Source organism: Bartonella sp. TS82HLJMH, assembly GCF_042193495.1.
In the GTDB taxonomy this organism is placed as follows: domain Bacteria; phylum Pseudomonadota; class Alphaproteobacteria; order Rhizobiales; family Rhizobiaceae; genus Bartonella; species Bartonella grahamii.
In genome coordinates this window covers 47,082-73,993 of sequence record NZ_JBHILU010000003.1, presented here as the reverse complement: position 1 = coordinate 73,993, position 26,912 = coordinate 47,082, and the positions used below count along the sequence as shown (strand labels likewise).

Sequence of the window (26,912 nt, the reverse complement as noted above, 5' to 3'; positions counted from 1 at the left end):
TTTTTATTTCTCATTCTATCGTCTTTTACTCACACTTTAACCCTCATTTGTAATGTGCAAGCGAAGATTTGGACTGATTTACTCTAAATAGATTTGAAACGAGAAAAGCTTAAGATTTTTAGGACTATAACTCAACATGGAAAACGACAAACAATTATTGTAAATCAATTTATTAACTATTAAAATAGCAATTTTTTGTTATGATTATGCTAACAAATCGATCGAAATAATATTAACCATATTTAATATTTTACAAAAACTGTTTTAACCCTAAGGGAGATGATCAGAGGAGACTTTTAAAAGCATTTCATTGGCTTGGGGTATTGTTTGGCGTTCAATCATACGGTGCACTCTTATGCCGTTAGGAGCGCAATTTAAATGACGCAAACGCTTATTGACTTCTGCATCCGCTTTTGTACGACGATGATTATGGCGTAAATAATCTACCCATGTTGGCATATGATAAGCCTCTGTCCAATATTCAGGTCTTTCAAGATCTCGTAAAAGGACCCACTGACGCGCACCATCACGTAACCGGATATGGCGTCGACGCGTCATCACTTTGAGAAACTCTTCGAGATCATTTTCATGAATTTGATAATCAATCATTATCATGATCGGGCCACTTCTTGCTTTGAGGTCGAGTAATAGTTCCGGCTCTCTAAAATGATCAAGAGGATTTAAATCTATCTGAGGAATTTCTTGAATTCTAAATTTTACCCCCGCAAGAGCACCAAAAATCAAAAATAGAGAACAAATACTCAAAGCAATTGTTGGAGAATAACCATCAGCTAAGCCTCCCCAGATTGCACTTCCAATAGCCATCCCCCCATAAGACGCCGTTTGATAAAGTGCTAAAGAACGTGCAACAACCCAGCGTGGTGTAGAGAGTTGTACAGATGTATTAAACAATGATAATGCCAAAACCCAACATAAACCTGCAGGAAATAAAGCAATATGGCTTATAATTAGTGAACGGCTGATTCCCAATAAAAAGCAAGAAAAGGCGAAACCAATAAATGCACTTGCAATAATTGTTTCTGAACGAAAATGATGCCGTACAACTGCATTAATAATACCTGCTGTCATGGCTCCTAACCCAAAACAACCCAGCAATGTACCATAAAGAAGGGCACTTCCTCCAAGAACTTTATGCGCAACAATTGGCAAAAGTGCTAAAATAGAAATAGCTCCTATACCAAAAAGGAACGCTCGAACCATAATACTCAGGAGATTAGGTGACATCGCAACATAACGCAAACCATCTGAGACAGCTCCTAACAGCCTTTCTCGTGGCAATGAGTTTTTTTTATAATTCGACTTCCAGAAAAATAACGCACCGATAAGAGGAATATAGCTTATAGCATTAAACAAAAAAGCAGCAGATGCCCCCAAAGTTGCAATGATGGCACCGCCAATAGCAGGACCAACACTCCGCATCAAATTAAAGCCTACACTATTCAAACTAACAGCAGCAGGAATATTTTCCCTGCTCACAATATCTCCTATCGTTGCTTGCCAAGAAGGATTATAAAAAGCTGTGCCACATCCAATCAAAAACGTAAAACATAACAAAAGCCAAGGTGTTAGAAATCCCATATAGGCTAAAACAGATAAACTCATGGATATGACCATCATCATAATCTGCGCACACAACATAATTTGACGCCGATTAAAATTATCCGCTAATGCCCCTGCCATCAAAGAAAACATAACAAGTGGTAATGTTGTGGCACTTTGAACAAGCCCAACCATGGAATGCGAAGAACTAATCAACGCCATTAACCACCCTGCTCCAACAGCCTGTATCAGCCCCCCTAAATTAGAAATAAGAGTAGATAACCATAAATTTCGAAATACCGAATTACGAAAAAGTTTTAATGTTGAAATGCTCTGCATCTTTTTCCTCCAAATCGGTATTTATCATCTTTGTTACCACACACACGCTCATAATCTTTGTATCAAAAGGATGCATAATTCTTTAAAAGACTTCTCATAAAACTCTATTTAAATCAATCTTTCAAAACAAAAGCTTTTATTTAAAGAAAGACTTCAAAATGCTGTCAAGGACTAGTATTTTAACCTTCTTTCCTATATAAGGACGAAAATGGGTAAGAGTCTTCGACTCTTCTTGTTTCCTCACAGACCCTTGCTGAACGACATCTCGGCTATGGGTGACTTTATGTTTCTTCGTTTTTGGAAAGGATAATACGATGTCGATTACAGCTGAACGTAAACAAGCTCTTGTCGCAGAATACGCAAATAAAGTTGGTGATACAGGATCACCGGAAGTGCAGATTGCTGTACTTTCTGAACGTATTTCTAATTTAACAAACCACTTTAAATCTCACAAAAAAGATAATCATTCTCGTCGTGGTCTTTTGAAGATGGTGTCTCAACGCCGGCGCCTTCTTGATTATCTTAAAGGAGTTGACCAAAATCGTTATCAGACACTTATCAAGAAGTTAGGTTTGCGTCGCTAAAAGAAAAATGATGGTGGTGTTAAAAAAACCACCCATTTTTTCAACGTGTTGCTTTTAATTAAAAAATTTAAAAACTGACAAGTTATTATGGGATAGGACTGCTCATCGTTTCGCATTTAAGGCAGTTTACTTCTCTCTTCTCGTAACAAAGATAAAAAGTATGTTGTCCACCCCAGAGCTTGGAAATATGCTACGCAAAACCAGAATGTGAGCAATCAAAGATTTAAACACTGGTCATTAAGGATAAAAAATGTTCAAAACGCACAAGATAGAAATTGAATGGGCTGGGCGTCCTCTCACCCTTGAAACAGGGAAAATAGCACGTCAAGCTGATGGTGCAGTGATTGCTACCTATGGAGAAACTATTGTCTTAGCAACCGTTGTATCAGCCAAAAGTCCAAAACCAGACCAGGATTTTTTTCCACTCACTGTTAATTATCAAGAAAAATCCTATGCTGTTGGTAGAATACCTGGGGGCTATTTAAAACGTGAAAGTCGACCAAGTGAAAATGAAACTTTAGTTTCACGTTTGATTGATCGCCCAATTCGTCCCCTTTTCGTTGAGGGATATAAAAATGATACACAAGTTATTGTTTCCGTTATACAGCATGATCTCGAAAATAATCCCGATATCCTTGCGATGATTGCATCTTCTGCTGCATTGACCCTGTCAGGTGTTCCTTTCATGGGGCCTATAGCTGGTGCCCGCGTTGGCTATTGTAATGGACAATATGTTCTCAATCCTCATATTGATGAAATGCCTGAATCAAAACTTGATCTTGTTGTTGCTGGAACAGAAAGTGCTGTTTTGATGGTTGAATCAGAAGCGCAAGAATTACCGGAAGATATCATGTTGGGTGCCGTGATGTTTGGTCACAAAGGCCTTCAACCTGTCCTTGATGCCATTATAAAGCTTGCTGAAGTTGCTGCAAAAGATCCTCGTGATTTTGTTCCTGAAGATCTTTCTGAACTTGAAGAAGCAATGCAGAAAATGGCAGAACAGGATATACGAAAGGCTTACACAATTACTGATAAGCAAGAACGTTATGCTGCAATTGATGCACTAAAGACAGAAATCCTCAATAAATTTATGCCCGAAACAGAAGAAGACTGTAAGTTTAGTGCAGATCAAATTGCAACCGTATTTAAACAGTTGCAAGCAAAAGTTGTTCGCGGGAATATTCTTGATACCCAAAAGCGGATTGATGGACGCAATCTTTCTACCGTGCGCCCTATCCAATCAGAAGTAAGTATTTTACCCCGCACACATGGATCAGCACTCTTTACCCGCGGAGAAACACAAGCTATTGTCGTTGCAACACTAGGAACTGGTGAAGATGAACAATATGTTGATTCCTTAACGGGAATGTATAAGGAAACATTCCTTCTCCATTACAATTTCCCACCATTTTCAGTGGGTGAAACGGGACGCCTTGGTTCTCCTGGTCGTCGTGAAATTGGACATGGCAAATTGGCATGGCGAGCAATTCACCCCATGTTGCCAACGAAAGAATCTTTTCCTTATACTATTCGTGCTGTCTCAGAAATCACTGAATCCAATGGATCTTCTTCTATGGCAACGGTTTGTGGGACCTCACTTGCTCTCATGGATGCCGGCGTTCCTCTAGCACGCCCTGTTGCTGGTATTGCTATGGGCTTGATTAAAGAAGGAGAACGCTTTGTTGTTCTGTCTGATATTTTAGGGGATGAAGATCATCTTGGAGATATGGATTTTAAAGTCGCAGGAACAGAAAATGGTATTACTGCCTTACAAATGGATATCAAAATTGATGGTATTACCGAAGAGATTATGAAAATCGCGCTTGAACAAGCCAAAGGTGGACGAATCCATATCCTCAATGAGATGGCAAAAGCTTTAACCAGTGCACGTGCTGAGCTGAGTGAATTTTCTCCACGAATCGAAGTTATGAATATTTCTGTCGATAAAATCCGTGATGTTATCGGCTCTGGTGGTAAAGTTATTCGGGAAATCGTGGAACAAACTGGAGCAAAAATTAATATTGAAGATGATGGTACCATTAAAATTGCTTCTGCTGATGCTAAAACCATTGAAGCAGCAAAACGCTGGATCCATTCTATTGTCGATGAGCCTGAAGTTGGTGCTGTCTACCAAGGAACAGTTGTGAAAACTGCAGAATTTGGTGCATTTATAAACTTCTTTGGTTCTCGTGATGGACTCGTTCATATCTCTCAGCTTGCATCAGAACGCGTCACCAAAACAACCGATATTGTGAAGGAAGGTGACAAAGTTTGGGTTAAATTAATGGGCTTTGATGAACGTGGAAAAGTTCGGTTATCAATGAAGGTTGTTGATCAAAAAACCGGAAAGGAAATCACCGGTGATAAAGTGATGAATGAAGAAAAGTGCGTGGATGAAAAAAAACAACCTGAAAATAAGCGCCGCCGTAAGAAAAAAGAAGAGTAAGTTTTTCCTCTTATCGTATCATGAAATGCCATCCCAACATTGGAGTGGCATTTTTCTTTGAAAGAGTCATATGTGTTATTATTTTTGCCTTTTGAAAATTATGAACTCCCGTATCCTGATCCAAACCAATGTTGGTTAAGTTTCGGTTTAACAGAAATCCCAGCTCCAGAATGGGCACAGAATTTAAAAGTTATTACGCCTTGGCGACCAGATTTTTTAAAATTTATCGATACTCAATTTCACTGCTCTCCTCAAATAGATAAAACCTTCAGCTATGATGGTGCATTTTTACATTTGAGCAAATATCGTGGTTTTAACCAAAATTGTTTTCTTGATTTATTAGAATGCGTTAAACCCAATGGATGGATTGTAATCAGTGGGAATAAAACTGCTGGTGCTGCTTCAATGATGAAGTGGGTCAAAACAATTGTTCCCATCACCAACAAACTGTCTAAAAATCATGGTCTTGTATTTTGGTTGCAAGTTCCTCAACAAATTGAGAGACATAACGTTGCACAATTGCGCTCACCATCGCTCACTTTTGGTAAATTTCAAACCACTTCTGGTATGTTCTCACACGGACGTATTGATCCGGGATCCGCTGCACTTGCTTCTTATATGCCCAAAGTTATTTCTGGAAAAACGGCTGATTTTGGTGCTGGATGGGGCTATCTTTCTCACGTTGCGCTTGAAAGAAGTGAAAAACTCACCGCTCTCGACCTTTATGAAGCAGACTACAACGCTTTGAGAGCAGCAAAACAGCACCTTAAATCCATAACAGCTCCTTTTTCAATTCATTTTTATTGGCACGACCTTGTGCATGAACCTATCACAAATCTGTATGACACAATCATTTCAAACCCACCGTTTCACACGCAACAAACGACAGATATTTCATTAGGAAAAAATTTTATTATAAATGCTGCAAAGTGCCTAAAACCAGGCGGCAGCCTGCTTTTTGTTGCAAACCGCCACCTGCCTTATGAAACATTATTAAAAAATATTTTCCGCACAGTGTTGATACATGAACAAGCCCATGGTTTCAAAATTATCGAAGCGCGCAGATAAAGAAAACAAGTGATAACTCTAAAGAATAAAACGTGAAAGATCGATATCAGCAGCAAGCTCGCCAATAGATTTTCTCACATAAGCGGCATCAATTGTAAACGATGTTCCAGCTTTATCAGGTGCCGTGAAAGAAATTTCATCCAAAACGCGCTCCATCACTGTTTGCAAACGACGTGCCCCTATATTTTCAATCCTTGCATTTAAATCTACAGCAATATCTGCTAAAGCATCAATTGCATCATCAGTAATTTCCAAATGAACCTCTTCTGTTGCCATAAGAGCAATATATTGTTTAATCAAACTAGCTTCTGGTTCCGTTAGAATGCGCCGTAAATCTTCTCTTGTTAAAGGGTTGAGCTCCACACGGATGGGTAAACGTCCTTGAAGTTCCGGTAATAAATCAGATGGCTTAGAAACATGAAATGCACCTGAGGCAATAAAAAGAATATGATCTGTTTTGATTTGCCCATATTTTGTACTAACCGTTGTTCCTTCAACCAAAGGCAAAAGATCACGTTGAACGCCCTCACGCGAAACGGCAGCACTGGCTCCACCATCCCTAGTTGCAATTTTATCAATCTCATCAATAAAAACAATCCCGTCATTTTCAGCAACACGAAGTGCTTCTTGAATAATTTGATCTTGATCAAGGAGCTTTTCAGATTCATCATCAATAAGCGGCTTAAAAGCATCCCTTACTGTCGTCTTACGGACTTTTGTACGACTGCCCATTTTGCCCAAAATATCTGATAAATTCATAATACCCATTTGTGCTCCAGGCATACCAGGAATATCAAAGGTTGAAGCACTATTGCTATTATTATCGGCTACTTCAATTTCAATCTCTTTCTCATCTAATTCACCTTCACGCAATTTTTTGCGAAAACTATCACGGGTAGCGGGGCTGGCTGTTTTACCAACAAGGGCATCTAAAACGCGCTCTTCAGCATTCACGTGAGCCTTTTCTTTTATTTCATCTCGTTTCTTTTCACGCACAAGAGAAATCGAAATTTCAACAAGATCTCGAATAATTTGCTCAACATCACGTCCCACATAACCAACTTCAGTAAATTTAGTCGCTTCTACTTTAACAAAGGGTGCTCCAGAAAGTTTTGCTAATCGACGCGCAATACCAGTTTTACCAACACCTGTTGGCCCTATCATTAAAATATTTTTTGGCATAACTTCTTCACGCATCGGCTCATCAAGCTGTTGTCTACGCCACCGATTGCGCAATGCGATAGCTACAGAGCGTTTGGCATCATTTTGGCCAATAATAAAACGATCAAGTTCAGAAACAGTCTCACGAGGGGAAAATACAACACACATTTAAATAGCTTTCTCTAAAGAAGATAATTCTGCATCCAATGTTTCAATCGTAAAATGATCATTGGTGTAAACACAAATTTTAGCAGCAATAGCCATAGCTTTACGAGCAATAGTTTCTGCATCCAAATCCAAGTCCATGAGTGCACGCGCTGCTGAAAGAGCAAAGTTTCCTCCAGAGCCAATTGCCATAACCCCATCTTCTGGTTCTAAAACATCACCAAGCCCTGTAAGAGCCAAAGTTACTTTCTTATCAGCCACGAGCATCATTGCTTCGAGACGACGCAAATAGCGGTCTGTTCGCCAATCTTTTGCAAGTTCTACACATGCACGCATAAGCTGATCAGGATATTGCTCAAGCTTTGTTTCCAATCTTTCCAGTAATGTGAAAGCATCTGCTGTAGCACCTGCAAAACCAGCAATAACCACTCCGTTCTTTCCAAGACGACGCACTTTACGTGCATTACCTTTCATAATTGTCTGCCCAAGAGAGACCTGACCATCACCGGCCATCACGACTTTTCCACCTTTTCGTACCGTAATAATTGTTGTACCATACATTATGTCTGGCTTATGTTCTGTCATAAGGAGACTCCTTAATATTAACTTTACTTTTTAATATTGATTTCTTTTCATACAATGTAAAACTCAATCACTATTGTCCTATTTAAGAACATATACAGCAAAACACAATGATTCAGCATAACTCAATTTGTTAAAATGGAAAAATGATATCATTGTTGTCAATGTAAATTACTGCTAAATAGCTTTATATAAACAGTTTGTGCCTTTTAGAGGAAAATTATGAAAAAAATAGCCATAGGGACTTTAGGTGGAACAATTGCAATGACTGCTGATAATTTTGGTCACATGCAACCGACTTTAACTTCAGATAACCTCATAAAAAGTGTTCCTGATTTAAATAACGTTGCTGATATTCATGCACAAACATTAATGCAAATACCAAGTGGATCTTTATCGTTTCAAATTCTTTTTGAAATAATCGAGTGGGCAAAACAACAAATAAATGCCGGTGCAGAAGGTATTGTTTTAACACAAGGAACTGATACTCTGGAAGAAACAGCCTTTTTTCTTTCTCTTTATTGGAAGGAAGCTGAACCACTTATCATAACTGGCGCTATGCGCATGCCTCATGAAGCAGGTGCGGACGGCCCCGCCAATATTTTAGCAGCCACTCGTGTCGCAGCAGCCCCACAAAGTCGTAACAGAGGCGTTCTTGTTGTTATAAATGATACAATCCATTCACCTTATTGGCTCTATAAAAGCCATACCGTCAAAGTCGAAACATTTCAATCAGGTCTTGCAGGTATTTTAGGAACTATTTTAGAGGGAAAACTTATTTATTTCAATAATCAAAAACTTTTTTCGACAACGTTTGATCTTCCCAAAAACCACGATCATCAAATTGCACTCCTCTATTCCTCTTTATCATCTGATGCACAATTAATGAAACTATGCCTTGAAAGTGGGTATTATGCTGGAGTTGTTATTGCTGGTTTTGGTGCAGGACACTGTAGTTTTCAAGAAGCAGACCTTGTACAACAATATGCACAAAAAATACCAATCATTATTGCTAGTCGTTGTTGTAATGGCTCAACAACTCGTATAACTTATGGCTATAAAGGCTCAGAAATCGATATGATTGCTTCTGGTGCTCTCATGTCTGGTTATTTATCAGCCGTAAAAGCGCGTCTACTTTTATGGGCTTTTTTAGCGCAAGGGCGCTCATTAGCACAAATTCGTGCAAACTGGAATGACTGGACTATAAGTTAATGAAAAATGATCTATTATCTTAAAGAAGAGAGCATGCAAAACAAAATTTATTTGAAAATCAAGCCGCTCATCTGTCCACTTTTAATCGATTGCTGCGGCAAAAAATTCTCGACCAATACAAATGATTGATACGATTATACAAAAAATTAATCAGGAAGATAATCTGGTCAAATGCGTTTCTGACCGATATTCACCCTATCGTGTTTTTACTGCACAAGAATGGTCAGAGTTTCGTGCAGACACACCTCTTACTTTGACTTTTGATGAAATTAAGCGTTTGCGCTCTATTGATGATCCTATCGATCTTAAAGAAGTCCAACGCATTTATCTTTCTTTATCGCGTCTGTTATCATGCCATGTTGAAGCAGTACAGGAACTTTTTCACAAACGTCAGCAGTTTCTCCATCAAGAAGAGAGTAGAAAAACGCCCTTTATTATTGGAATTGCTGGTTCTGTAGCAGTAGGAAAATCAACCACGGCTCGCATTCTTCAAGAACTGTTGAAACGATGGACATCTAGTCTTAAAGTTGATCTGATCACAACGGATGGTTTTCTCTATCCTAATGCAATCTTACAGCAAAAAAATCGTATGAATCGTAAAGGATTTCCTGATTCCTATGACATTAAAAAATTGCTGTGCTTTCTTTCGGCTATAAAAGCAGGTATCGGAAATGTCCGTGCCCCGCTTTACTCACATATGACTTATGATGTTCTAGAAAATCAGACAATTACCATTGACCGTCCTGATATTTTAATTGTTGAAGGTATTAATGTATTACAGGTCAGTGATCTTCCTAAAGATGGAAAAGCTATTCCTTTCGTATCAGATTTTTTTGATTTTTCAATCTATGTCGATGCCGAAACAGAAGTCATTCGTCACTGGTATTTAGAGCGCTTTAAACGTTTGCGTAAAACAGCTTTTAAAAATCCTGAATCCTATTTTCATCGTTATGCATTGTTGAGTGAAGAAGAAGCTTCAAAAGTCGCTGAGAATCTTTGGCAAACAATTAATTTAAAAAATTTACAAGAAAATATATTGCCAACACGACCACGATCCAACCTCATTCTACGAAAAGGAAAAAATCATTTGGTCGAGTATGTCGCACTTAGAAGACTATAAGGATCTCATAACTATGCAGCACTATCACATTCATTTTACCTCAACGCGTATCGATAACAGTTGCCCTATCATCTTGGTAAACCAAAGAACTCTTGCCAACTTATCACTTGATGCGTCAACAACAGCATGGATAAAAGTTAATGACTTTACTGGTAAAGCAGGACAAATACTCTTTGTTCCTCACGAAACGGGGCATTTAAAAAAAGTTTTATTTGGAATTGGCAATGGGAACGATCCCTTTATCACAGGACGGCTTGCTCAAAAACTTCCTGCTGGTCAATGGCATTTAGAAGGTACAACCTCTGATGAAATAAATACCTATCTTGGATTAGCATTCGGTAGCTATCAATTTAATCGCTATCGTCAAAACTCTTCTTTCAAATCATTGTCCATCCATGTCAATGAGGCCGTTGATCTTAATGAACTCCAACGAATTTATGAAGCTGTCTTTTTCGTCCGTGATCTCATCAATATTCCAGCCAATGATATGACCCCTGATACTCTCGAAAAAGAAGCACGAAAATTAGGAAAAACCTACGGTGCTCATGTCCAAAGTATTTGTGGAGATGATCTCTTAACCCATAACTTTCCGATGATTCATGCTGTAGGACGAGCAGGCAGTACTGCACCGCGACTGATTGAGTTACACTGGGGGCAAGCACATCATCCTAAAATAACGTTGGTAGGCAAAGGGGTAACTTTTGATACGGGAGGACTCGATATTAAATCAGCCAATAACATGTTGCTTATGAAAAAAGACATGGGGGGCGGAGCAAACGTTTTGGGATTGGCTAAACTTATTATGGATGCGAAATTGCCTTTCCGTCTACGTGTTTTGATTCCAGCTGTAGAAAATGCAATTTCTGCGAATGCTTACCGACCAGGTGATATTCTCAAAAGTCGTAAAGGCTTAAGTGTTGAAATTGGTAATACAGATGCTGAAGGGCGACTTGTCCTTGCCGATGCGCTCGCCTATGGTGATGAAGAAAGTCCACAATTCATGCTTTGTATGGCTACTTTAACAGGGGCAGCGCGTATAGCATTAGGACCAGATCTTCCCGCATTTTATTGTAATGATTCAATATGGGCACAACAAATCTCTGAATCTGCTCACGCTGTTTTTGATCCTCTTTGGCAAATGCCCCTTTGGAAACCTTACCAAGAGATGTTATCATCACCAATTGCTGATCTTAACAATGTCACTGGAAATAGCTTTGCTGGCTCTATAACGGCTGCTTTATTTCTTAATTCTTTTGTTGAAAAAGCTGAACATTTTGCGCATTTTGACCTTTATGGATGGGTTCCAAAAGAAAAACCAGGATATCCTATTGGTGGATCAGCACAAACTATTCGTGCCCTTTATAATATATTTAAAAATGAAGTTTGACACACAATACCCACAAAGATAGACAATTTTGCATCTTAAAGAATAATTGCGATCGTTTTAAACTGTGTTCTTAGTTTTGTTTGAGGATAAAAACCTTACCAATAGAGTTTTCATGAGTTTGTTTAAAGGTAAGAAGTAACAAAATGGAAGCAAAAAGATGATCTCTAAAGACCCAAGGCTTTATGCATTCAGAGATGATCTAGCAGATCAACGTCTTGAAACAGAAATTACAGCCCAGCGCTTTGTTCAAGGTGAAAAAAGACGTGTTAATACAGCGGTCGCTGGACTTTTTAAAGAAAATAGTAAAAAAAGTGAAAGACAAACAGAATGCTTATTGGGAGAAGAACTTCTCATTTTTGAACAAGGGGAGACGATGTCGTGGGGGCAATCACTCAAAGATGGTTATGTTGGTTATATTGATACAACAGCCCTTTGTACATCAACTATAAAACAAACGCATGTAGTTTCAGTACCACGTACATTTAAATATTTACACGCTGACTTACGTGGACCAAGAATATCTCCGTTATCTATGGGAAGCAAAGTCAGTGTTGTTGATGAAATTGAAGTCCGTGACACAATGTATTCTATTCTTGAAAATGGAACAGCAATCATTACGAGCCATCTCAGCCCTATTGGACGTGTATACGAAGATTATGTCACAGTTGCAGAAACCTTTATCCGTACACCTTATCTTTGGGGTGGTGTCAGCGGTTTTGGAATTGATTGTTCGGGACTCATTCAGCTCTCTATGATGATGACCGGTCAAATAGTTTTACGTGACACCGATATGCAGCAAGAAACTATAGGCAGTCCTCTTACAGATACTGATAAACTTCAACGAGGCGATTTAATTTTTTGGAAAAATCATGTTGCTATTATGGTTGATCATGAAAATATTATTCATGCAAATGGTTTTTCCATGGACGTTATGATCGAGCCATTGGAAGAGGCAATTACGCGTATTGCTAAAAAAAATCAATATCCCATCGCAAAACGTCGTCCAATGCAAGAAACTTAATACATGCCTCCTATAAAAAATAATTAATTGAATGTTTTGTTATATAATAAATTGATTTATAAAGATAATTATCCATCATTCATTCTGTGTCAAAAATTTTAAATATCGTAAAATTCTCTTATTTCAAATCTGTTTTTATGTTGAAGCAATCAAAATCGCTTGCTTGTTCATCACAAACGGAATTAATGTATAAGTGGAAATGATTACGAAAAGAAAAAATATCCCTTCTGAATGCTCTCAAATGCCAAGAACTAGCGTAATAACATTGGGACCAGCTTACTCCTTCATAAGCGTAAAGATAGTGGCGCTCTATAGATTTTACATTATTTACATGGGGGCTTTAACATTATACTATTCACTAGTGCCCGCACGAAATAGGCTTTGGAGCGTTGCGAGATACCTCTTTTAAACAAACGCGTGAATATGCAACACAATGCCGTTCTGTATTACGTAAAGAACGTGCCCCTCTTAATCAAAAGCAACATTTTTTGATCTTTTCTTAAAGTTCATAATTCATTTAAAAATCTTCATTAATATTCGTCTATATTTAAATACTGAGAAAACTCATAAACCGGCTTATTGAATAACACTCATTAAAATATCATATAGTCAATCATAAATCGTATTACATAACTTGAATCATAATTCTTGATATTATCATATTTCGCTGTTTCAAATACCTTTATTACAAACCAATAGAGAAATAAGCTTTTTCTTTTCAAAAAAATGACAATAGAACTTATTACGCAGCTTTATCATTTCTTTTTCCATTCAGTTTTATGGTTTTTAAATATACAAAAATAATATCTTTCTCATGTTATGTATATTTCTCATTTATATAATTACTTAAGTAGATTTTTTCTTTACATCTCATACTATATCTCTATCTCTCATACTATATAAGGTACCATGATATAATTCCCTAAGAAGTATTCTTTTCATGTTTTTCTTTTATATTTAATAATTCATTAACCATATGTTTTATTTGTTTTAAAATTGTTTTTCAAATTACATACCACTCTTTTTATTCGTACGTTATTGAACATTTTTTGATTGAGAAATCGTATAACATCAAGAAAAATAAAGGGGAATTTATCCTTATAAAAAAATATGTTATTATATAATCATGTATTGCAATAATAATTAAGCTTTTGGTCATGTAAACAATCTCTAACAACAAACACAAAACGTTTTTTTAAGCATTTTTTAAAATTTTTCCTATTATCGATATCTCATGAAATAAATACTCCTGATATCCCTCAGTCCACCCAAACTCATTTCACAATGAGACGTGTGAAAAGGCATCATTATACACTTTGCCAATTCTTAATGTTGCGATGACCCTTGGCTACTGGAGTAGTGTTCTTTCAGCACGTATTTTATTTCTTTCTTAAATAATTTTATCCACATGACTTTCCCCGCTTGGAACGTGCAAGCAAATGATTTTGATTGATTCAACATAAACAAGTTTGGAATGAAAATTTTTTTTACGACTCTGGACTTTACCATTCAACATAAAATTTATAAATTATCATTTTAAATCAATATATTGAATTATATTTAAACAATATTTCCTTCTTATAACACATTAAAGAAGATGTTTTTTCAATACCTGAATCAATGGTTTATCAGCATCAGGCATAGGGTATTTATCAAGATCATTAATAAAAACCCATTCTAAACTTTGCCCCTCTCTTCCTTGCGCAACTCCCTCATAATGATAACAAAGATACAACGGCATCAAGAGATGAAATGTTGCATAGCTATGGCTCGCAAACGTTAAAGGTAATAAATTATTTGCCTGAACATATATACCAAGCTCTTCTTCTAGTTCACGAATTAATGAAATTTCTGGAGTTTCACCTTGCTCAACCTTTCCACCAGGAAACTCCCATAAACCAGCCAGCGATTTTCCCTCAGGACGCTTGGTAAGCAAAACACAATTATTTTGATCTAACAGTGCACATGCAACAACAAGAAAAAGGGAACTTTTTATACACATATCACTCTCCAATGAGAATATAAAGATAACTGTCTCTTTCTAGTATATTCCCTTACCTCAAAAAAAACTCACATATCTCATTCTCTTAAAAAAAATAATAGACAGTTAAATATAGAGAGTGCACCCATTAACTTCTGTAATGGCTATTGATCATAACGTACTCTTTTGTTAAATCGCAAGACCAAACCGTCGCCGTGCTCTTACCCAAACCGATATCAACACAAATTGTAATGTGTTTACCTTGCATATAAGTAGCTATTGTCTCTTCACAATACTCAGGATCTCGTACGCCATTCACAGCCACACGATGCTCACCAAACCAAATCGTCAATAGATCACGATCAACTTCAACACCGGCCTTCCCAACTGCCATAACGACCCGCCCCCAATTCGCATCTTCACCGGCAATAGCTGTTTTTACGAGCGGTGAATTTGCAATTGATAAAGCAATAGTTTTAGCTGCATTGTTTGTTGTAGCACCCATCACATTAACTTCAATTAAATGACGAGCACCTTCGCCATCACAAACAACTTGTAGTGCAAGTTCATGCAGAAGCGCACTCAATTGTTTCACAAAAACTCCATAACGCGGATCAGATTTACTTGTAAGACATGGAAAATGTTCTTTTCCTGTCGCAAACAACATAAGCGTATCTGAAGTTGAGGTATCGCTATCAACAGTAATTGAATTGAAAGAACCTTCAACTGCCTCTGATAACATGGATTGGAGTGCATCCGAAGAAATAGTAGCGTCACTAACCACAAACGACAGCATTGTCGCCATATCGGGTGCGATCATACCAGCACCTTTTGCAATTCCATTAATGGTAACACTCTCTCCCCCACAGTCAAAAGTGCGCGTCGCAAGTTTTGGAAATGTGTCTGTTGTCATTATGGCTTTTGCAGCTTCCAACCAATTTCCCTCTTCTGCTGTCTCTGCCATACTTGGTAAAAGATTGACAATACCCGATGCTTCCATTGGCTCACCAATAACACCCGTAGAAGCTATAAAAATTTCATCTTCTCTAACCTTTAAAGCATTCGCTGCTGCACAGATGATTTCATTGGTTGTGTGCTTTCCTTTGCTTCCTGTAAAAGCATTTGCATTTCCAGAATTCACGACAACACCCCTCGCAACCCCATGAGGAAGTGATGCACGACAATGCTCTACAGGGGCAGATAGACATTTTGAACGAGTAAAAACACCGGCCACACTCACTGGCTTATCGAATATGATGAAAAGAAGATCTGTACGATCTTTATATTTAATCCCAGCTTCAGCTGTTGCTATCCGTACCCCAGATAAGGGAGAAAGCTCCTGGATCTTTTGAGGCGACAAAGGAGAAATTTTCAACACCACAATATGCTTTCTGTAAAAAAATGAAATGATTGCAGATCAATAAGCTCTCATAGAAAACTGCTAGGTTTTTTGAACAAAACTAACCTAGCAAATTATCTATTAAAGAGGCTATCTAGTTATTTTTCCTAGCTATTCCGTATCCTCTTCATCCGATGTCTCATCGGGAAGTAGCGTCCCATTTTGATGAAGCGATTCCATGATTTTTGTAACATTAGGATCAGGGTATTTCACATCTATCTTGCTACGCAAATCAACAATCAGTTCTTGATAGCGCTTTTTTATCAGTTGTGTCCGCAACATCTCTTTAACATCATCAAATGCAGGCGGTTGTTTCAAACGACGATCTTCTAATTTAATAATATGCCAACCAAAAGGACTTTCAACGGGTTGTTTAGTGTATTCGCCAATTTTCAAACCAAATGCAGCATCTTCAAAAGGCTTGACCATTTGACCATGGCTAAAATAACCAAGATCACCCCCAACGGCAGCAGAACCATCTGTTGAACTTTTCTTTGCAATCTCTTCAAAATTTTCGCCTTTATTTAAATGCTTAATGATAGCTTCTGCTTCTTTTCTCGTTTTGACCAAAATATGGCGCGCTTTAACTTCATCTTCTTTAGGTAAAGCAGCGACTTCTTGCTTATAAAGAGCTTCCAAATCAGTATCCGAGATTTTGTCAACAATCGCCTGTTTAAAATAAAGCTGTTGAAGAACATTGTCACGCATGACTGCCATACGTTTATCGTAAGCTTCTGTCTTATCAAGACCTTTGCTTCTTGCTTCTTTTGCAAGTGCCTGCATATCTAAATAAGCTTTTAGAACCATCATACGGCGTTGTTCATCAGGAAAGCGTACTAAATTAGGATTTATTTCAAGCGCTAAATCATCTAATTGGCCTGCTGTAATATTTTTCCCATCAATAACCGCCATAACATGAGAAGGAGAAACGGCTTTTTCAGAAGCTTTCTCCAAAGTCTTTAAATCATTCGACGATGAATTCAAACCTTCTTGGGCTCTCACTCCTAAACTTGTACTTGCCAATAAAGTTGATGCTAAAAAAAGCGTGATAAATTTAAATTTCATAAATATACTCCTTAAAAATGAAGGCAGGTTCAAGATTCCAATTTTCTTTACCATAACACTTTAACCTTTAAACATAGAGAAATAAATTAGTAATTTTATTTTAAAAAAGTATAGAATTATCCTTTTATCTCAGTTGCTCCAATCCTATCTAATGCAGATGAAAAACATGATAATAGAGAAAAATGACATATTGTATCTTAAATTACTTTGTATTGTATCAGTTAAATAGCGTACCTAAAGTTGACATAGAGCGCTTAGCCTCTTATCTCTACTTTACAATTAAAGTGAAAAATTGCACACCAACAAGTATAATGGTACCATCTGCGTTTCATGATGTCTCTAATCATATCAGATAACTTGAAGAAAATGTAGAGTACGGGGAAAGCGTATGAATTACCCAACAAGAGTGACAACAATTAAAAGAAAGGGCCAGAGATGGTCAGTTTAGGTGTTTTTGCCCGTAAGTTTTTTGGTTCAGCTCATGAGCGACGTCTCAAAGCACTCCGCCAAAAAGTTGCACAAATTAATGCTTTGGAAGAACAATTTGTAAAATTAAGTGATGAGCAGCTTTGCCAAAAAACAGATGCCTTTCGTAAACGTCTTAGTGAAGGTGAAAGTGTTGATTTGCTCTTACCAGAAGCTTTCGCAACTGTTCGTGAAGCCGCAAAACGTGTTTATGACATGCGTCCTTTTGACGTGCAACTTATTGGTGGAATGGTCCTTCACGACTGTGGCATAGCTGAAATGCGTACTGGTGAAGGTAAAACATTAATGGCAACTTTACCAATTTATCTCAATGCATTGGAAGGTAAAGGCGTTCATGTTGTGACAGTAAATGATTATCTCGCCAGTCGTGATGCTGAAACAATGGGGAAAATTTTTAGTTTTCTAGGGCTTACAACAGGCGTGATTCTTCATGATCTTGATAGTGATGCCCGCCGAGAGGCCTATGCATGCGACATCACCTATGCCACAAATAATGAACTAGGTTTTGATTATTTGCGTGATAATATGGCCTTCGATCGTAGTCAAATGGTCCAACGTGGACATCATTACGCAATTGTTGATGAAGTTGATTCGATTCTTATTGATGAAGCCCGTACACCACTTATTATTTCCGGTCCTCTAGAAGATCGTACTGACTTTTATAACCTCATTGATACATTTATTCCTGCCTTAACTCCAGAAGACTATGAAATAGACGAGAAACAAAAAACAACGACTTTTACCGAAGTTGGTACTGAAAAAATTGAAAAAATGCTCGAACAAGCTGGACATCTTAAAGGTGAAAGTCTTTATGACATAGAAAATGTCGCTATCGTTCATCATGTCAATAATGCTCTAAAAGCTCATAAACTGTTTGCTCGCGATAAAGATTACATTGTTCGCAATGATGAAATCGTTATTATTGACGAATTTACAGGGCGAATGATGCCTGGGCGGCGTTATTCTGAAGGACTTCATCAAGCGTTAGAAGCTAAAGAGCATGTTGCTATTCAACCAGAAAACCAGACACTTGCTTCCATCACTTTCCAAAATTACTTCCGTATGTATAGGAAATTATCTGGAATGACTGGAACTGCAACAACAGAAGCCGAAGAATTCAGAAATATTTATGGTCTTGACGTTGTCGAAGTCCCTACAAATTTGCCAATACAACGTATTGATGAAGATGATGAAATTTATCGAACAGCAGAAGAGAAATATCGGGCAATTGTACGTGATATCCGTCAAGCACACGAAAAAGAACAGCCTATTCTTGTTGGAACAACCTCTATTGAGAAGTCAGAACAATTGGCAGAGCGTTTGCGAAAAGAAGGCATTACCGATTTTAGAGTCTTAAATGCTCGCTATCACGAACAAGAAGCGTACATCATTGCGCAAGCAGGAGTTCCTAGAGCTCTTACCATCGCAACCAACATGGCAGGACGCGGTACGGATATACAGCTTGGTGGTAATGTTGAAATGCGCATTCGACAAGAGTTACAGGATATCCCCGAAGGTCCAGAGCGGACAGCTAAAATTGAAGAAATAAAAAAAGATGTTCAGAGGCTTAAAGACAAAGCTTTAGCGGCTGGTGGTCTTTACGTTATTGCAACGGAACGTCATGAAAGCCGTCGTATTGATAACCAGCTTCGTGGACGTTCTGGTCGCCAAGGCGATCCAGGTCGCTCAAAATTTTTTCTCTCTCTTCAAGATGATCTTATGCGTATCTTTGGCTCCAATCGTATGGATGGTATGCTTCAAAAACTTGGATTGAAAGAAAATGAAGCTATTATCCATCCATGGATTAATAAAGCCCTTGAAAAAGCACAAAAAAAGGTCGAAGCACGAAACTTTGAAATTCGTAAAAATCTGCTAAAATATGATGATGTCATGAATGATCAACGCAAGGTTATTTTTGAACAGCGTATGGAGATCATGAACGCAGATGATTTATCAGAAATGATCCTTGAAATGCGCAATGAAGTCGTAGAGGATCTCGTAGAGGCTTATATTCCATCAGGGACATATTCTGAAAAATGGAATGTAAAAACTCTCGAAGAAGAACTTCAACAACTCTTTAATCTTGAGCTTCCAGTAAAAGAATGGGCAAAAGAAGATGGAATTGCCGAGGAGCAAATTTTGGAGCGTGTATCAGATGCTGTTACAAAACTTGAAAATGAACGTACTGAACGCTATTCTCCAGAAGTTATGGCTTATTTTCACAAGGCAGTATTACTCGAAACTATTGACACGTTATGGCGTGAACATCTGGTGAGTTTAGACCATTTGCGTTCTGTTGTTGGTTTTCGTGGTTATGCGCAGCGGGATCCGCTCAATGAATATAAGACAGAATCTTTTGAACTCTTTCAAAGTATGTTGAGAAATTTGCGCCGAATTGTCACTTCTAAGCTTATGCGCTTTGAAATCATTCAACAACCTACAGAACCAGCCATGCCTGAGCAAACTGATGCTGCTTCTTCTGTCTTTAATGATCAAAGTCAAGAAAATGCTCCCACCTTATGGGCACGATCACAAGAAAATAGATTTGTTAATCCACAAGATCGTGACCCTAATGATATAACCACATGGGGAAAAGTTGGACGTAATGAGCGTTGTCCTTGTGGTTCAGAGAAAAAATACAAACACTGTCATGGAGCCTTTGTTTGAAAAGCAAACTATGAAAATGAATAAAAAGCGAAATTATGAGCAAGAATTGCGCACAGCTGGTTTAAGAGTAACACGTCAACGACGAGTTATTCTTGATATTTTGACTGATACAAATGACCATCCCAATGCATTTGAAATTTTTCAGCGTGCAAACAAAATAGATTCGAGTATTTCACTCTCAACTGTTTATCGAACCATGAAAACATTAGAAGGAAATGGAACAATTCATCGCCATAGCTTTAGTGGTGGTCCATCTCGTTTTGAACAAGCAGATGGGCAACATCATGATCATCTCATTGATATAGAAACAGGACAAGTTATCGAGTTTCATTCTGATGTTATTGAAAAGCTGCAAGAGGAAATTGCAAAGTCCCTTGGCTATGATATTATTCATCACCGCCTTGAACTTTATGGAAAAAAAAACTCTTAAAAAAGTGATTATATATCATTAGATAAAATACCTCAGGCAAATCAAGTTCTATAAAAATTTACCTTTAAAATATAATAGTTTTTATTGGCAAAAAAAAATTTTGCTCTATTCCCTCTTTTTGTATGATGCTATACGGTAATTCTTTGCCAGTATTATAACAAAAAATTATAAAATTGTATTACGAAAAATTAGGCTAATATTATCATGGTTTCTTTGCCACAAGATCGTATGAGACAGCTTGAAAAGCGCTTTGAAATAATTGAAAGCCAAATGACGACTAATCCAAATGCTGAAACATATGTCAAATTAGCTTCTGAATATGCAGAACTACAACCCGTTATTGCCTCTATACGCGCATTAAATGCTCTTTACGGAGAGATTACAGAATTAGAAATGATAATCAATGATAAACAAACAGATATAGAGATGCGTAATCTTGCCCAAGAAGAGCTAACATTGTTATATAAAAAAGTAGAACAATTTGAAAAAGAACTCCAGATTCTGCTTTTGCCTAAAGATGTTGCTGATGAAAAAAACGCTATTGTTGAAATTCGAGCAGGAACGGGTGGATCAGAAGCAGCACTTTTTTCTGGTGACCTTTTCCGCATGTATGAACGTTATGCCCATGCTCACCATTGGAAAGTAGAAGTCATTTCACTCAGTGAGGGAGAAGTTGGCGGATATAAAGAGATTATTGCTACTATCTCAGGAAAAGGTGTCTTTTCTAAATTGAAATATGAATCAGGGGTTCATCGTGTGCAACGCATCCCCGAAACAGAAACCGGTGGACGTATCCATACATCTGCTGCTACCGTTGCAGTCCTTCCGGAGGCTGAAGAAATTGATATTGATATTCGCCCTGAAGATATTCGTATTGACACAATGCGTGCATCTGGAGCAGGAGGACAGCATGTTAATACAACGGATTCAGCTGTTCGTATCACGCATATTCCAACAGGAATTATGGTCGTACAAGCAGAAAAATCACAACATCAAAACCGAGCACGAGCCCTTCAAATTTTACGGGCACGCTTATTCGATATCGAACGACAAAAAGCGGAAAGTGAACGTTCAGCTTCTCGTAAAAGCCAAGTTGGTTCTGGTGATCGTTCAGAACGTATTCGTACCTATAATTTTCCACAAGGACGTGTCACGGATCACCGTATTAATCTAACCTTGTATAAGCTTGATCGCATTCTAGAGGGAGATCTTGATGAGCTTCTTCATGCACTCATCTCAGATCATCAAACAACATTACTGATGGAAATGGATAATAATTGAGAAAATATTCTTTCAAGAATGTCATCCAACAAATGCAAGAAAAATTGCGCACGAAAGGAATTGCTGAAGCCGATCTCGATGCGAAAATACTCGTTGAATGGATAACAGGAATAAATGCTGCTGAAAGAATTTCTAAACCAGATATGCATCTGTCTTCTGAGCATATTATACAAATAGAACAGGCTTTACAACGGCGTATTGCAGGCGAACCCGTCTATCGTATTATAGGAGCACGAGAATTTTATGGTATATCTTTTACATTGTCTCAAGAGACGTTAGAACCTCGTCCTGATACAGAAACGCTGATAGATCTTGTTCTCCCTTTTCTCCAAAAACAGGTCGAAAATTCGGGAAGAACAACATTCCTTGATATGGGAACAGGAAGTGGCGCCATTGCCATTACACTCCTTAAACAAATTCCCCAATCCTATGCGGTGGCAGTCGATATTTCTGAAGATGCCCTTAAAACAGCGAAAAAAAATGCAAAGAATGCTGAAGTAGCACACCGCTTCACACCTCTTCTTAGCAACTGGTTTGATGCTGTCGCAGATCGCTTTGATTTCATTGTTTCCAATCCACCTTATATTCCCGCACAAGATATCAAAAAACTTGCAAAAGAAGTGCGCTTACATGACCCATTGCGCGCCCTGATAGGAGGGGAAGATGGACTTTATTTTTATCGAAAACTCGCCCATGAAGCAGCCAACTACTTAAAAGAAAACGGCTATGTCGCTGTTGAAATTGGTTACTCTCAAGAAAATGAAGTCTGCAATTTATTTGAAAAAAATGGTTTTCAATGTTTAGAAGTGCGCAAAGATCTAAATGGAATACCCCGCGCACTTCTATTTGCATGCAAACATTAAAATTCCCAATCATCATCCGTGGTAGCAACCGCCTTGCCAATGACATAAGAAGAACCTGCCCCTGAAAAAAAGTCATGATTTTCGTCAGAGTTTGGTGATAAAGCTGCCAAAATAGCGGGATTAACACGACAAACCTCAGGGGGGAAAAGAGCTTCAAAACCTAAATTCATTAAAGCCTTGTTAGCATTATAATGAAGAAAAATTTTAACATCTTCTGTCAATCCAAGTGCATCATAAAGATCTTCAGTATATTTGCACTCTATATTATAAAGGTCAAAGAGCAGGTTAAAAGCAAAATCTTTAGTTTCTTTCTTTTTGGCTTCATCAAGCTTTGCAAAGCCCAATTGGAATTTATAACCTATATAATAACCATGGACTGCTTCATCACGAATAATTAATCGAATGAGATCTGCTGTATTGGTCAACTTAGCGCGACTAGCCCAATACATGGGCAAATAAAAACCAGAATAAAATAAAAAGCTTTCCAGCAAAGTCGAAGCAATTTTTTTCTTAAGTGGATCATTTGCTTCATAACGCTCAAGTACTAATCTAGCCTTTTTCTGCAAATGAATATTTTCTTCTGACCATCTAAACGCATCATCAACTTCAACCGTTGAACAAAGGGTTGAAAAAATAGAGGAATAAGAACGTGCATGAACCGCTTCCATGAAAGCAATATTCGTCAACACTGCCTCCTCATGCTCTGTTATTGCATCAGCCAGAAGCGAAATGGCTCCGACAGTGTTTTGAATTGTATCTAAAAGCGTTAGTCCTGTAAAAACACGAATTGTTAATTTACGTTCTTCATCTGTTAAGCTTGACCATGAGGGAATATCATTGGAAAGTGGAACCTTCTCAGGTAACCAAAAGTTCCCAGTTAAGCGGTTCCATACTTCAAGATCTTTCTCATCATGTAATCTATTCCAATTAACAGCGCACACAACAGGATTTTTGGTTGTAATCTTTGTCATATGATGATCTCCTATAAACTGCACGAAACACAGCCATCAACTTCTGTTCCACTTAATGCTACTTGCCGTAATCGTACATAGTAAATACTCTTTATACCTTTTTTCCAGGCATAAATTTGTGCGCGGTTAATATCACGTGTGGTAGCGGTATCAGGAAAAAATAATGTTAATGAAAGACCTTGATCAACATGCTGTGTTGCAGCAGCATAGGTATCTATAATTTTTTCAGGACCAATCTCATAAGCATCTTGGTAAAAATTCAAATTCGTATTATCCATATAAGGAGCAGGATAATAAACGCGCCCAATTTTTCCCTCTTTGCGAATTTCAATTTTTGAAGCAATTGGATGAATAGAAGAAGTGGCATGATTAATATAGGAAATAGATCCCGTAGGTGGAACCGCCTGCAAATTGCGGTTATAAAGCCCATACTCAATGACTAATTTTTTGAGTTCCTGCCAATCCTTTTGATCTGGGATAACAATATTGTTCCGTGCAAAAAGCTCTTGCACAAGAGCAAATTGCGGTTTCCATTCTTTTTCAATATATTTTTCGAAAAAACGTCCATCTGCATAAGCTGATTTTTCAAACCCTGCAAACATTTCTTGACGTTCACGTGCAATCAAATTGGAAGCCCGTATGGCATGATATGTCACAATATAAAAATAGATATTAGTAAAATCTATCGCTTCTGGAGACCCATAATAGATTTGTTCACGCGCTAGAAACCCATGCAAATTCATTTGTCCCAAACCAATCGCATGACTTTCAGCATTGCCTTTCGCAATGGAAGGCACACAAGCAATATTGCTCATATCCGAAACCGCAGTAAGAGCACGAACAGCAGATTCCACGGTCTGTCCGAAATCAGGACTTTCCATTGCTTTGGCAATATTCATGGATCCAAGATTACAGGATATATCACTTCCAATCGTGCGATAAGTTAAATCTGTCTCCAGTTCACTTGCTTCACTCACCTGCAAAATTTCTGAACATAAATTGCTCATACTTATGCGCCCAGCTATTGGGTTCAATCGATTAGCAGTATCCTCAAATAAAATATAGGGATAACCCGACTCAAATTGTATTTCCGCTAATGTCTGGAAAAAAACACGTGCACTTATTTTCTTTTTACGAATCTTTGCATTATCAACAAAAGAACGATAATGCTCCGTTAAAGAAATATCGCTAAAGGGCTTACCTGTCACACGCTCGATATCATAAGATGAGAAGAGATACATATCCTCATTATTCCGTGCAAGTTCAAAAGTAATATCAGGAATAACGACACCAAGCGAAAGCGTTTTGATTCTAACTTTTTCATCAGCATTTTCACGCTTTGTATCCAAAAACTTCATAATATCTAAATGATGGGCATGCAAATAAACAGCTCCAGCCCCCTGTCGTGCCCCAAGCTGATTGGCGTAAGAAAAAGAATCTTCCAAGAGTTTCATTACCGGTAAGACTCCTGAGGACTGATTTTCTATTTGCTTAATTGGTGCCCCAGCTTCCCGCAAATTCGTTAAACAAAGCGCCACACCTCCACCACGTTTTGAAAGCTGCAAAGCCGAATTAACCGAACGACCTATCGATTCCATATTATCTTCAACACGTAGCAAAAAACACGAAACCAATTCACCACGTTGTTTTTTCCCAGCATTTAAAAATGTCGGTGTTGCCGGCTGAAAACGTCCTGTAATAATTTCATCCACAAAACTTTCAGCAAGAGCTTTATTCCCTTGTGCCAAATATAAAGCTACAAGACAGACACGATCTTCATAACGTTCAAGATAACGTTTTCCATCAAAAGTCTTTAATGTATAGCTGGTATAGTACTTAAATGCGCCTAAAAAGGTAGGAAAACGAAACTTAAATGCATAAGCACGCTTAAAAAGCTTTTTAATAAAAGAAAAGTCATAAAGCTCAAATAAAGCTTTTTCGTAATAACCTTCTTCTATTAAGTAGTCTATTTTTTCCTTCAGATTATGAAAAAAAACTGTATTTTGATTAACATGCTGAAGAAAATATTGCCGTGCGGCAAGCCGATCCATATCAAATTGAATATGACCATTTTCATCATAAAGATTAAGCATTGCATTCAGCGCATGATAATCAGTAATCTGCTCCGATTTCTGCGCTTGTCCTATACCAATTGTTTCCAAAATCTTTCCAATCCCTTTTTTACATAAATAACGTCTTCATCAGTTCCACGCAGTTCAAAACGATAAAGGCAAGGTACACAACATTTTTCAGCAATGATTTTACTTGCTAAATTATAATAACAACCAAAATTACGATTCCCACCACCAATGACACCACGAATTAATTTTCGGTTCTCAGCTTCATTAAGAAAATGGATAACGGCTTTCGGCACAGCCATTCTCCCTTCCCCATCTGCATAGGTAGGAACAGCCAACACATAAGGCTCATCAACTAACACAAACGGCTTTTTTTTATCAATTTTGAAGAGTCGTTGACCAAGCTGCGAAACAAAATGTTCAGTATTACCCGTTGCACTCGAATAATAAACAATAAGTCCCATTAAACACAAAGACCACTAATCATATCTGGTCTAAAACCAGACCAATGATTTTCACCACAAACGACTACAGGAACCTGACGATACCCCAGAGATTGAACAAAACTGTATGCTTGTTCATCACAAGAAATATCAACAACACGATAATGAATGCCTTTTGCATCAAAAGCGCGGCGTGTAGCATCACATTGGACACAAGATGGTTTGCTATAAATAGTGATCGACATTTTCTTCAACTTTCACAATTCCAAACAATCAACCCTAAAAGGTCAATCTAATAATTTTATAAGTACTCAAGAATAACAAAAAACAGAAATTGTACGCAAAACATGTGGTTATTTTAAAATAGTACACAGCTTCCTGAACATAACAGAATTCCTCATCAAATAACTTCAAAGACTATGATGAGAATAAGCGATTATTCTATAACTTAAATGGCAAAGACCTCCAGTTATAAAACAATCTTTTGCTTGCATTACAATTCCCTCCTGCTGTCTAAAAAACTAACGTTCTAAACTACCGTTTTTCAAGAGCTCTGTTTTACTCTTTTTCGGCAAAAATCAATTACAAAAACGAAAGGAATCC

Annotated in this window: 21 protein-coding genes; 11 read left to right on the top strand and 10 right to left on the bottom strand. The window is 37.7% G+C overall.

Features of this window, described 5'->3' with window-relative positions:
* Window positions 1-270: 270 nt before the first annotated feature.
* Entirely contained in the window at window positions 271-1,899 is a 1,629-nt protein-coding gene (locus ACFIKO_RS02310) for an MFS transporter (protein ID WP_375619527.1), read from the bottom strand.
* Window positions 1,900-2,213: 314 nt separating this feature from the next.
* Here ACFIKO_RS02310 and rpsO point away from each other — a divergent pair, with 314 nt between their 5' ends.
* The 3 genes from rpsO (at window position 2,214) to ACFIKO_RS02295 (ending at window position 5,997) form a co-directional block, all read left to right on the top strand.
* Window positions 2,214-2,483, top strand: coding sequence for a 30S ribosomal protein S15 (gene rpsO / locus ACFIKO_RS02305; RefSeq protein ID WP_005774142.1), 270 nt, complete (start codon window positions 2,214-2,216; stop codon window positions 2,481-2,483).
* Between the two features lie 250 nt (window positions 2,484-2,733).
* A complete protein-coding gene (gene pnp / locus ACFIKO_RS02300) occupies window positions 2,734-4,929 on the top strand; it encodes a polyribonucleotide nucleotidyltransferase (protein ID WP_375673182.1) in 2,196 nt (731 codons plus the stop codon).
* Between the two features lie 72 nt (window positions 4,930-5,001).
* Entirely contained in the window at window positions 5,002-5,997 is a 996-nt protein-coding gene (locus tag ACFIKO_RS02295) for a class I SAM-dependent methyltransferase (protein WP_375673181.1), read from the top strand.
* An 18-nt stretch (window positions 5,998-6,015) separates the two neighbouring features.
* Here ACFIKO_RS02295 and hslU read toward each other — a convergent pair whose 3' ends face one another.
* Both hslU and hslV read right to left on the bottom strand, forming a co-directional pair.
* On the bottom strand, window positions 6,016-7,326 hold the full coding sequence (gene hslU, locus ACFIKO_RS02290) for an ATP-dependent protease ATPase subunit HslU (protein ID WP_375619524.1): 1,311 nt from the start codon (window positions 7,324-7,326) through the stop codon (window positions 6,016-6,018).
* On the bottom strand, window positions 7,327-7,908 hold the full coding sequence (gene hslV, locus ACFIKO_RS02285; protein ID WP_012754621.1) for an ATP-dependent protease subunit HslV: 582 nt from the start codon (window positions 7,906-7,908) through the stop codon (window positions 7,327-7,329).
* A gap of 219 nt (window positions 7,909-8,127) precedes the next feature.
* On the opposite strand from hslV, the gene ACFIKO_RS02280 reads away from it, so the two are divergent.
* The 4 genes from ACFIKO_RS02280 (at window position 8,128) to ACFIKO_RS02265 (ending at window position 12,645) form a co-directional block, all read left to right on the top strand.
* Window positions 8,128-9,117 carry an asparaginase gene (locus ACFIKO_RS02280; RefSeq protein WP_375619523.1) on the top strand — a complete coding sequence of 330 codons (990 nt, stop codon included), beginning with the start codon at window positions 8,128-8,130 and terminating at the stop codon, window positions 9,115-9,117.
* Window positions 9,118-9,238: 121 nt separating this feature from the next.
* On the top strand, window positions 9,239-10,237 hold the full coding sequence (coaA, locus tag ACFIKO_RS02275) for a type I pantothenate kinase (protein WP_375619522.1): 999 nt from the start codon (window positions 9,239-9,241) through the stop codon (window positions 10,235-10,237).
* A 13-nt stretch (window positions 10,238-10,250) separates the two neighbouring features.
* Entirely contained in the window at window positions 10,251-11,624 is a 1,374-nt protein-coding gene (locus tag ACFIKO_RS02270) for a M17 family metallopeptidase (RefSeq protein ID WP_375619521.1), read from the top strand.
* A 157-nt stretch (window positions 11,625-11,781) separates the two neighbouring features.
* Window positions 11,782-12,645 carry an NlpC/P60 family protein gene (locus ACFIKO_RS02265; protein ID WP_375619520.1) on the top strand — a complete coding sequence of 288 codons (864 nt, stop codon included), beginning with the start codon at window positions 11,782-11,784 and terminating at the stop codon, window positions 12,643-12,645.
* Between the two features lie 1,588 nt (window positions 12,646-14,233).
* Here ACFIKO_RS02265 and mutT read toward each other — a convergent pair.
* The 3 genes from mutT to ACFIKO_RS02250 form a co-directional block, all read right to left on the bottom strand.
* Entirely contained in the window at window positions 14,234-14,647 is a 414-nt protein-coding gene (mutT, locus tag ACFIKO_RS02260) for an 8-oxo-dGTP diphosphatase MutT (RefSeq protein WP_375619519.1), read from the bottom strand.
* 127 nt (window positions 14,648-14,774) lie between these two features.
* Window positions 14,775-16,007: a bifunctional glutamate N-acetyltransferase/amino-acid acetyltransferase ArgJ gene (gene argJ, locus ACFIKO_RS02255; RefSeq protein ID WP_375619518.1), complete on the bottom strand. Its 1,233-nt coding sequence runs from the start codon at window positions 16,005-16,007 to the stop codon at window positions 14,775-14,777.
* 129 nt (window positions 16,008-16,136) lie between these two features.
* Complete coding sequence (locus ACFIKO_RS02250; RefSeq protein WP_375619517.1) at window positions 16,137-17,090, bottom strand: peptidylprolyl isomerase; 954 nt, start codon at window positions 17,088-17,090, stop codon at window positions 16,137-16,139.
* A 435-nt stretch (window positions 17,091-17,525) separates the two neighbouring features.
* On the opposite strand from ACFIKO_RS02250, the gene secA reads away from it, so the two are divergent.
* The 4 genes from secA to prmC all read left to right on the top strand — a co-directional run bounded on the left by secA (window position 17,526) and on the right by prmC (window position 22,817).
* Window positions 17,526-20,243 (top strand): preprotein translocase subunit SecA, encoded by a 2,718-nt coding sequence (secA, locus tag ACFIKO_RS02245; protein ID WP_375619516.1) that lies wholly within the window; start codon window positions 17,526-17,528, stop codon window positions 20,241-20,243.
* On the top strand, window positions 20,182-20,673 hold the full coding sequence (locus ACFIKO_RS02240; RefSeq protein ID WP_375619515.1) for a Fur family transcriptional regulator: 492 nt from the start codon (window positions 20,182-20,184) through the stop codon (window positions 20,671-20,673). Before secA ends, ACFIKO_RS02240 begins: the two co-directional genes overlap by 62 nt.
* Window positions 20,674-20,877: 204 nt before the next feature.
* Window positions 20,878-21,954 carry a peptide chain release factor 1 gene (gene prfA / locus ACFIKO_RS02235; RefSeq protein ID WP_375619514.1) on the top strand — a complete coding sequence of 359 codons (1,077 nt, stop codon included), beginning with the start codon at window positions 20,878-20,880 and terminating at the stop codon, window positions 21,952-21,954.
* Window positions 21,951-22,817 (top strand): peptide chain release factor N(5)-glutamine methyltransferase, encoded by an 867-nt coding sequence (prmC, locus tag ACFIKO_RS02230; protein WP_375673180.1) that lies wholly within the window; start codon window positions 21,951-21,953, stop codon window positions 22,815-22,817. Before prfA ends, prmC begins: the two co-directional genes overlap by 4 nt.
* Here the strand turns inward: prmC and nrdF are convergent.
* From nrdF to nrdH, 4 genes are read right to left on the bottom strand one after another with little or no spacing between them, the layout of a single operon-like run.
* The gene (gene nrdF / locus ACFIKO_RS02225) at window positions 22,814-23,788 is read right to left on the bottom strand and encodes a class 1b ribonucleoside-diphosphate reductase subunit beta (RefSeq protein WP_375619512.1); all 975 of its coding nucleotides are present in this window, start codon (window positions 23,786-23,788) and stop codon (window positions 22,814-22,816) included. The genes prmC and nrdF overlap by 4 nt on opposite strands.
* Window positions 23,789-23,799: 11 nt before the next feature.
* Window positions 23,800-25,950, bottom strand: a complete 2,151-nt coding sequence (gene nrdE / locus ACFIKO_RS02220; RefSeq protein WP_375673179.1) for a class 1b ribonucleoside-diphosphate reductase subunit alpha — start codon at window positions 25,948-25,950, stop codon at window positions 23,800-23,802.
* On the bottom strand, window positions 25,932-26,330 hold the full coding sequence (gene nrdI, locus ACFIKO_RS02215; protein WP_375673178.1) for a class Ib ribonucleoside-diphosphate reductase assembly flavoprotein NrdI: 399 nt from the start codon (window positions 26,328-26,330) through the stop codon (window positions 25,932-25,934). Before nrdI ends, nrdE begins: the two co-directional genes overlap by 19 nt.
* Window positions 26,330-26,554, bottom strand: coding sequence for a glutaredoxin-like protein NrdH (gene nrdH / locus ACFIKO_RS02210; RefSeq protein ID WP_139412768.1), 225 nt, complete (start codon window positions 26,552-26,554; stop codon window positions 26,330-26,332). Before nrdH ends, nrdI begins: the two co-directional genes overlap by 1 nt.
* Between the last annotated feature and the right edge of the window lie 358 nt (window positions 26,555-26,912).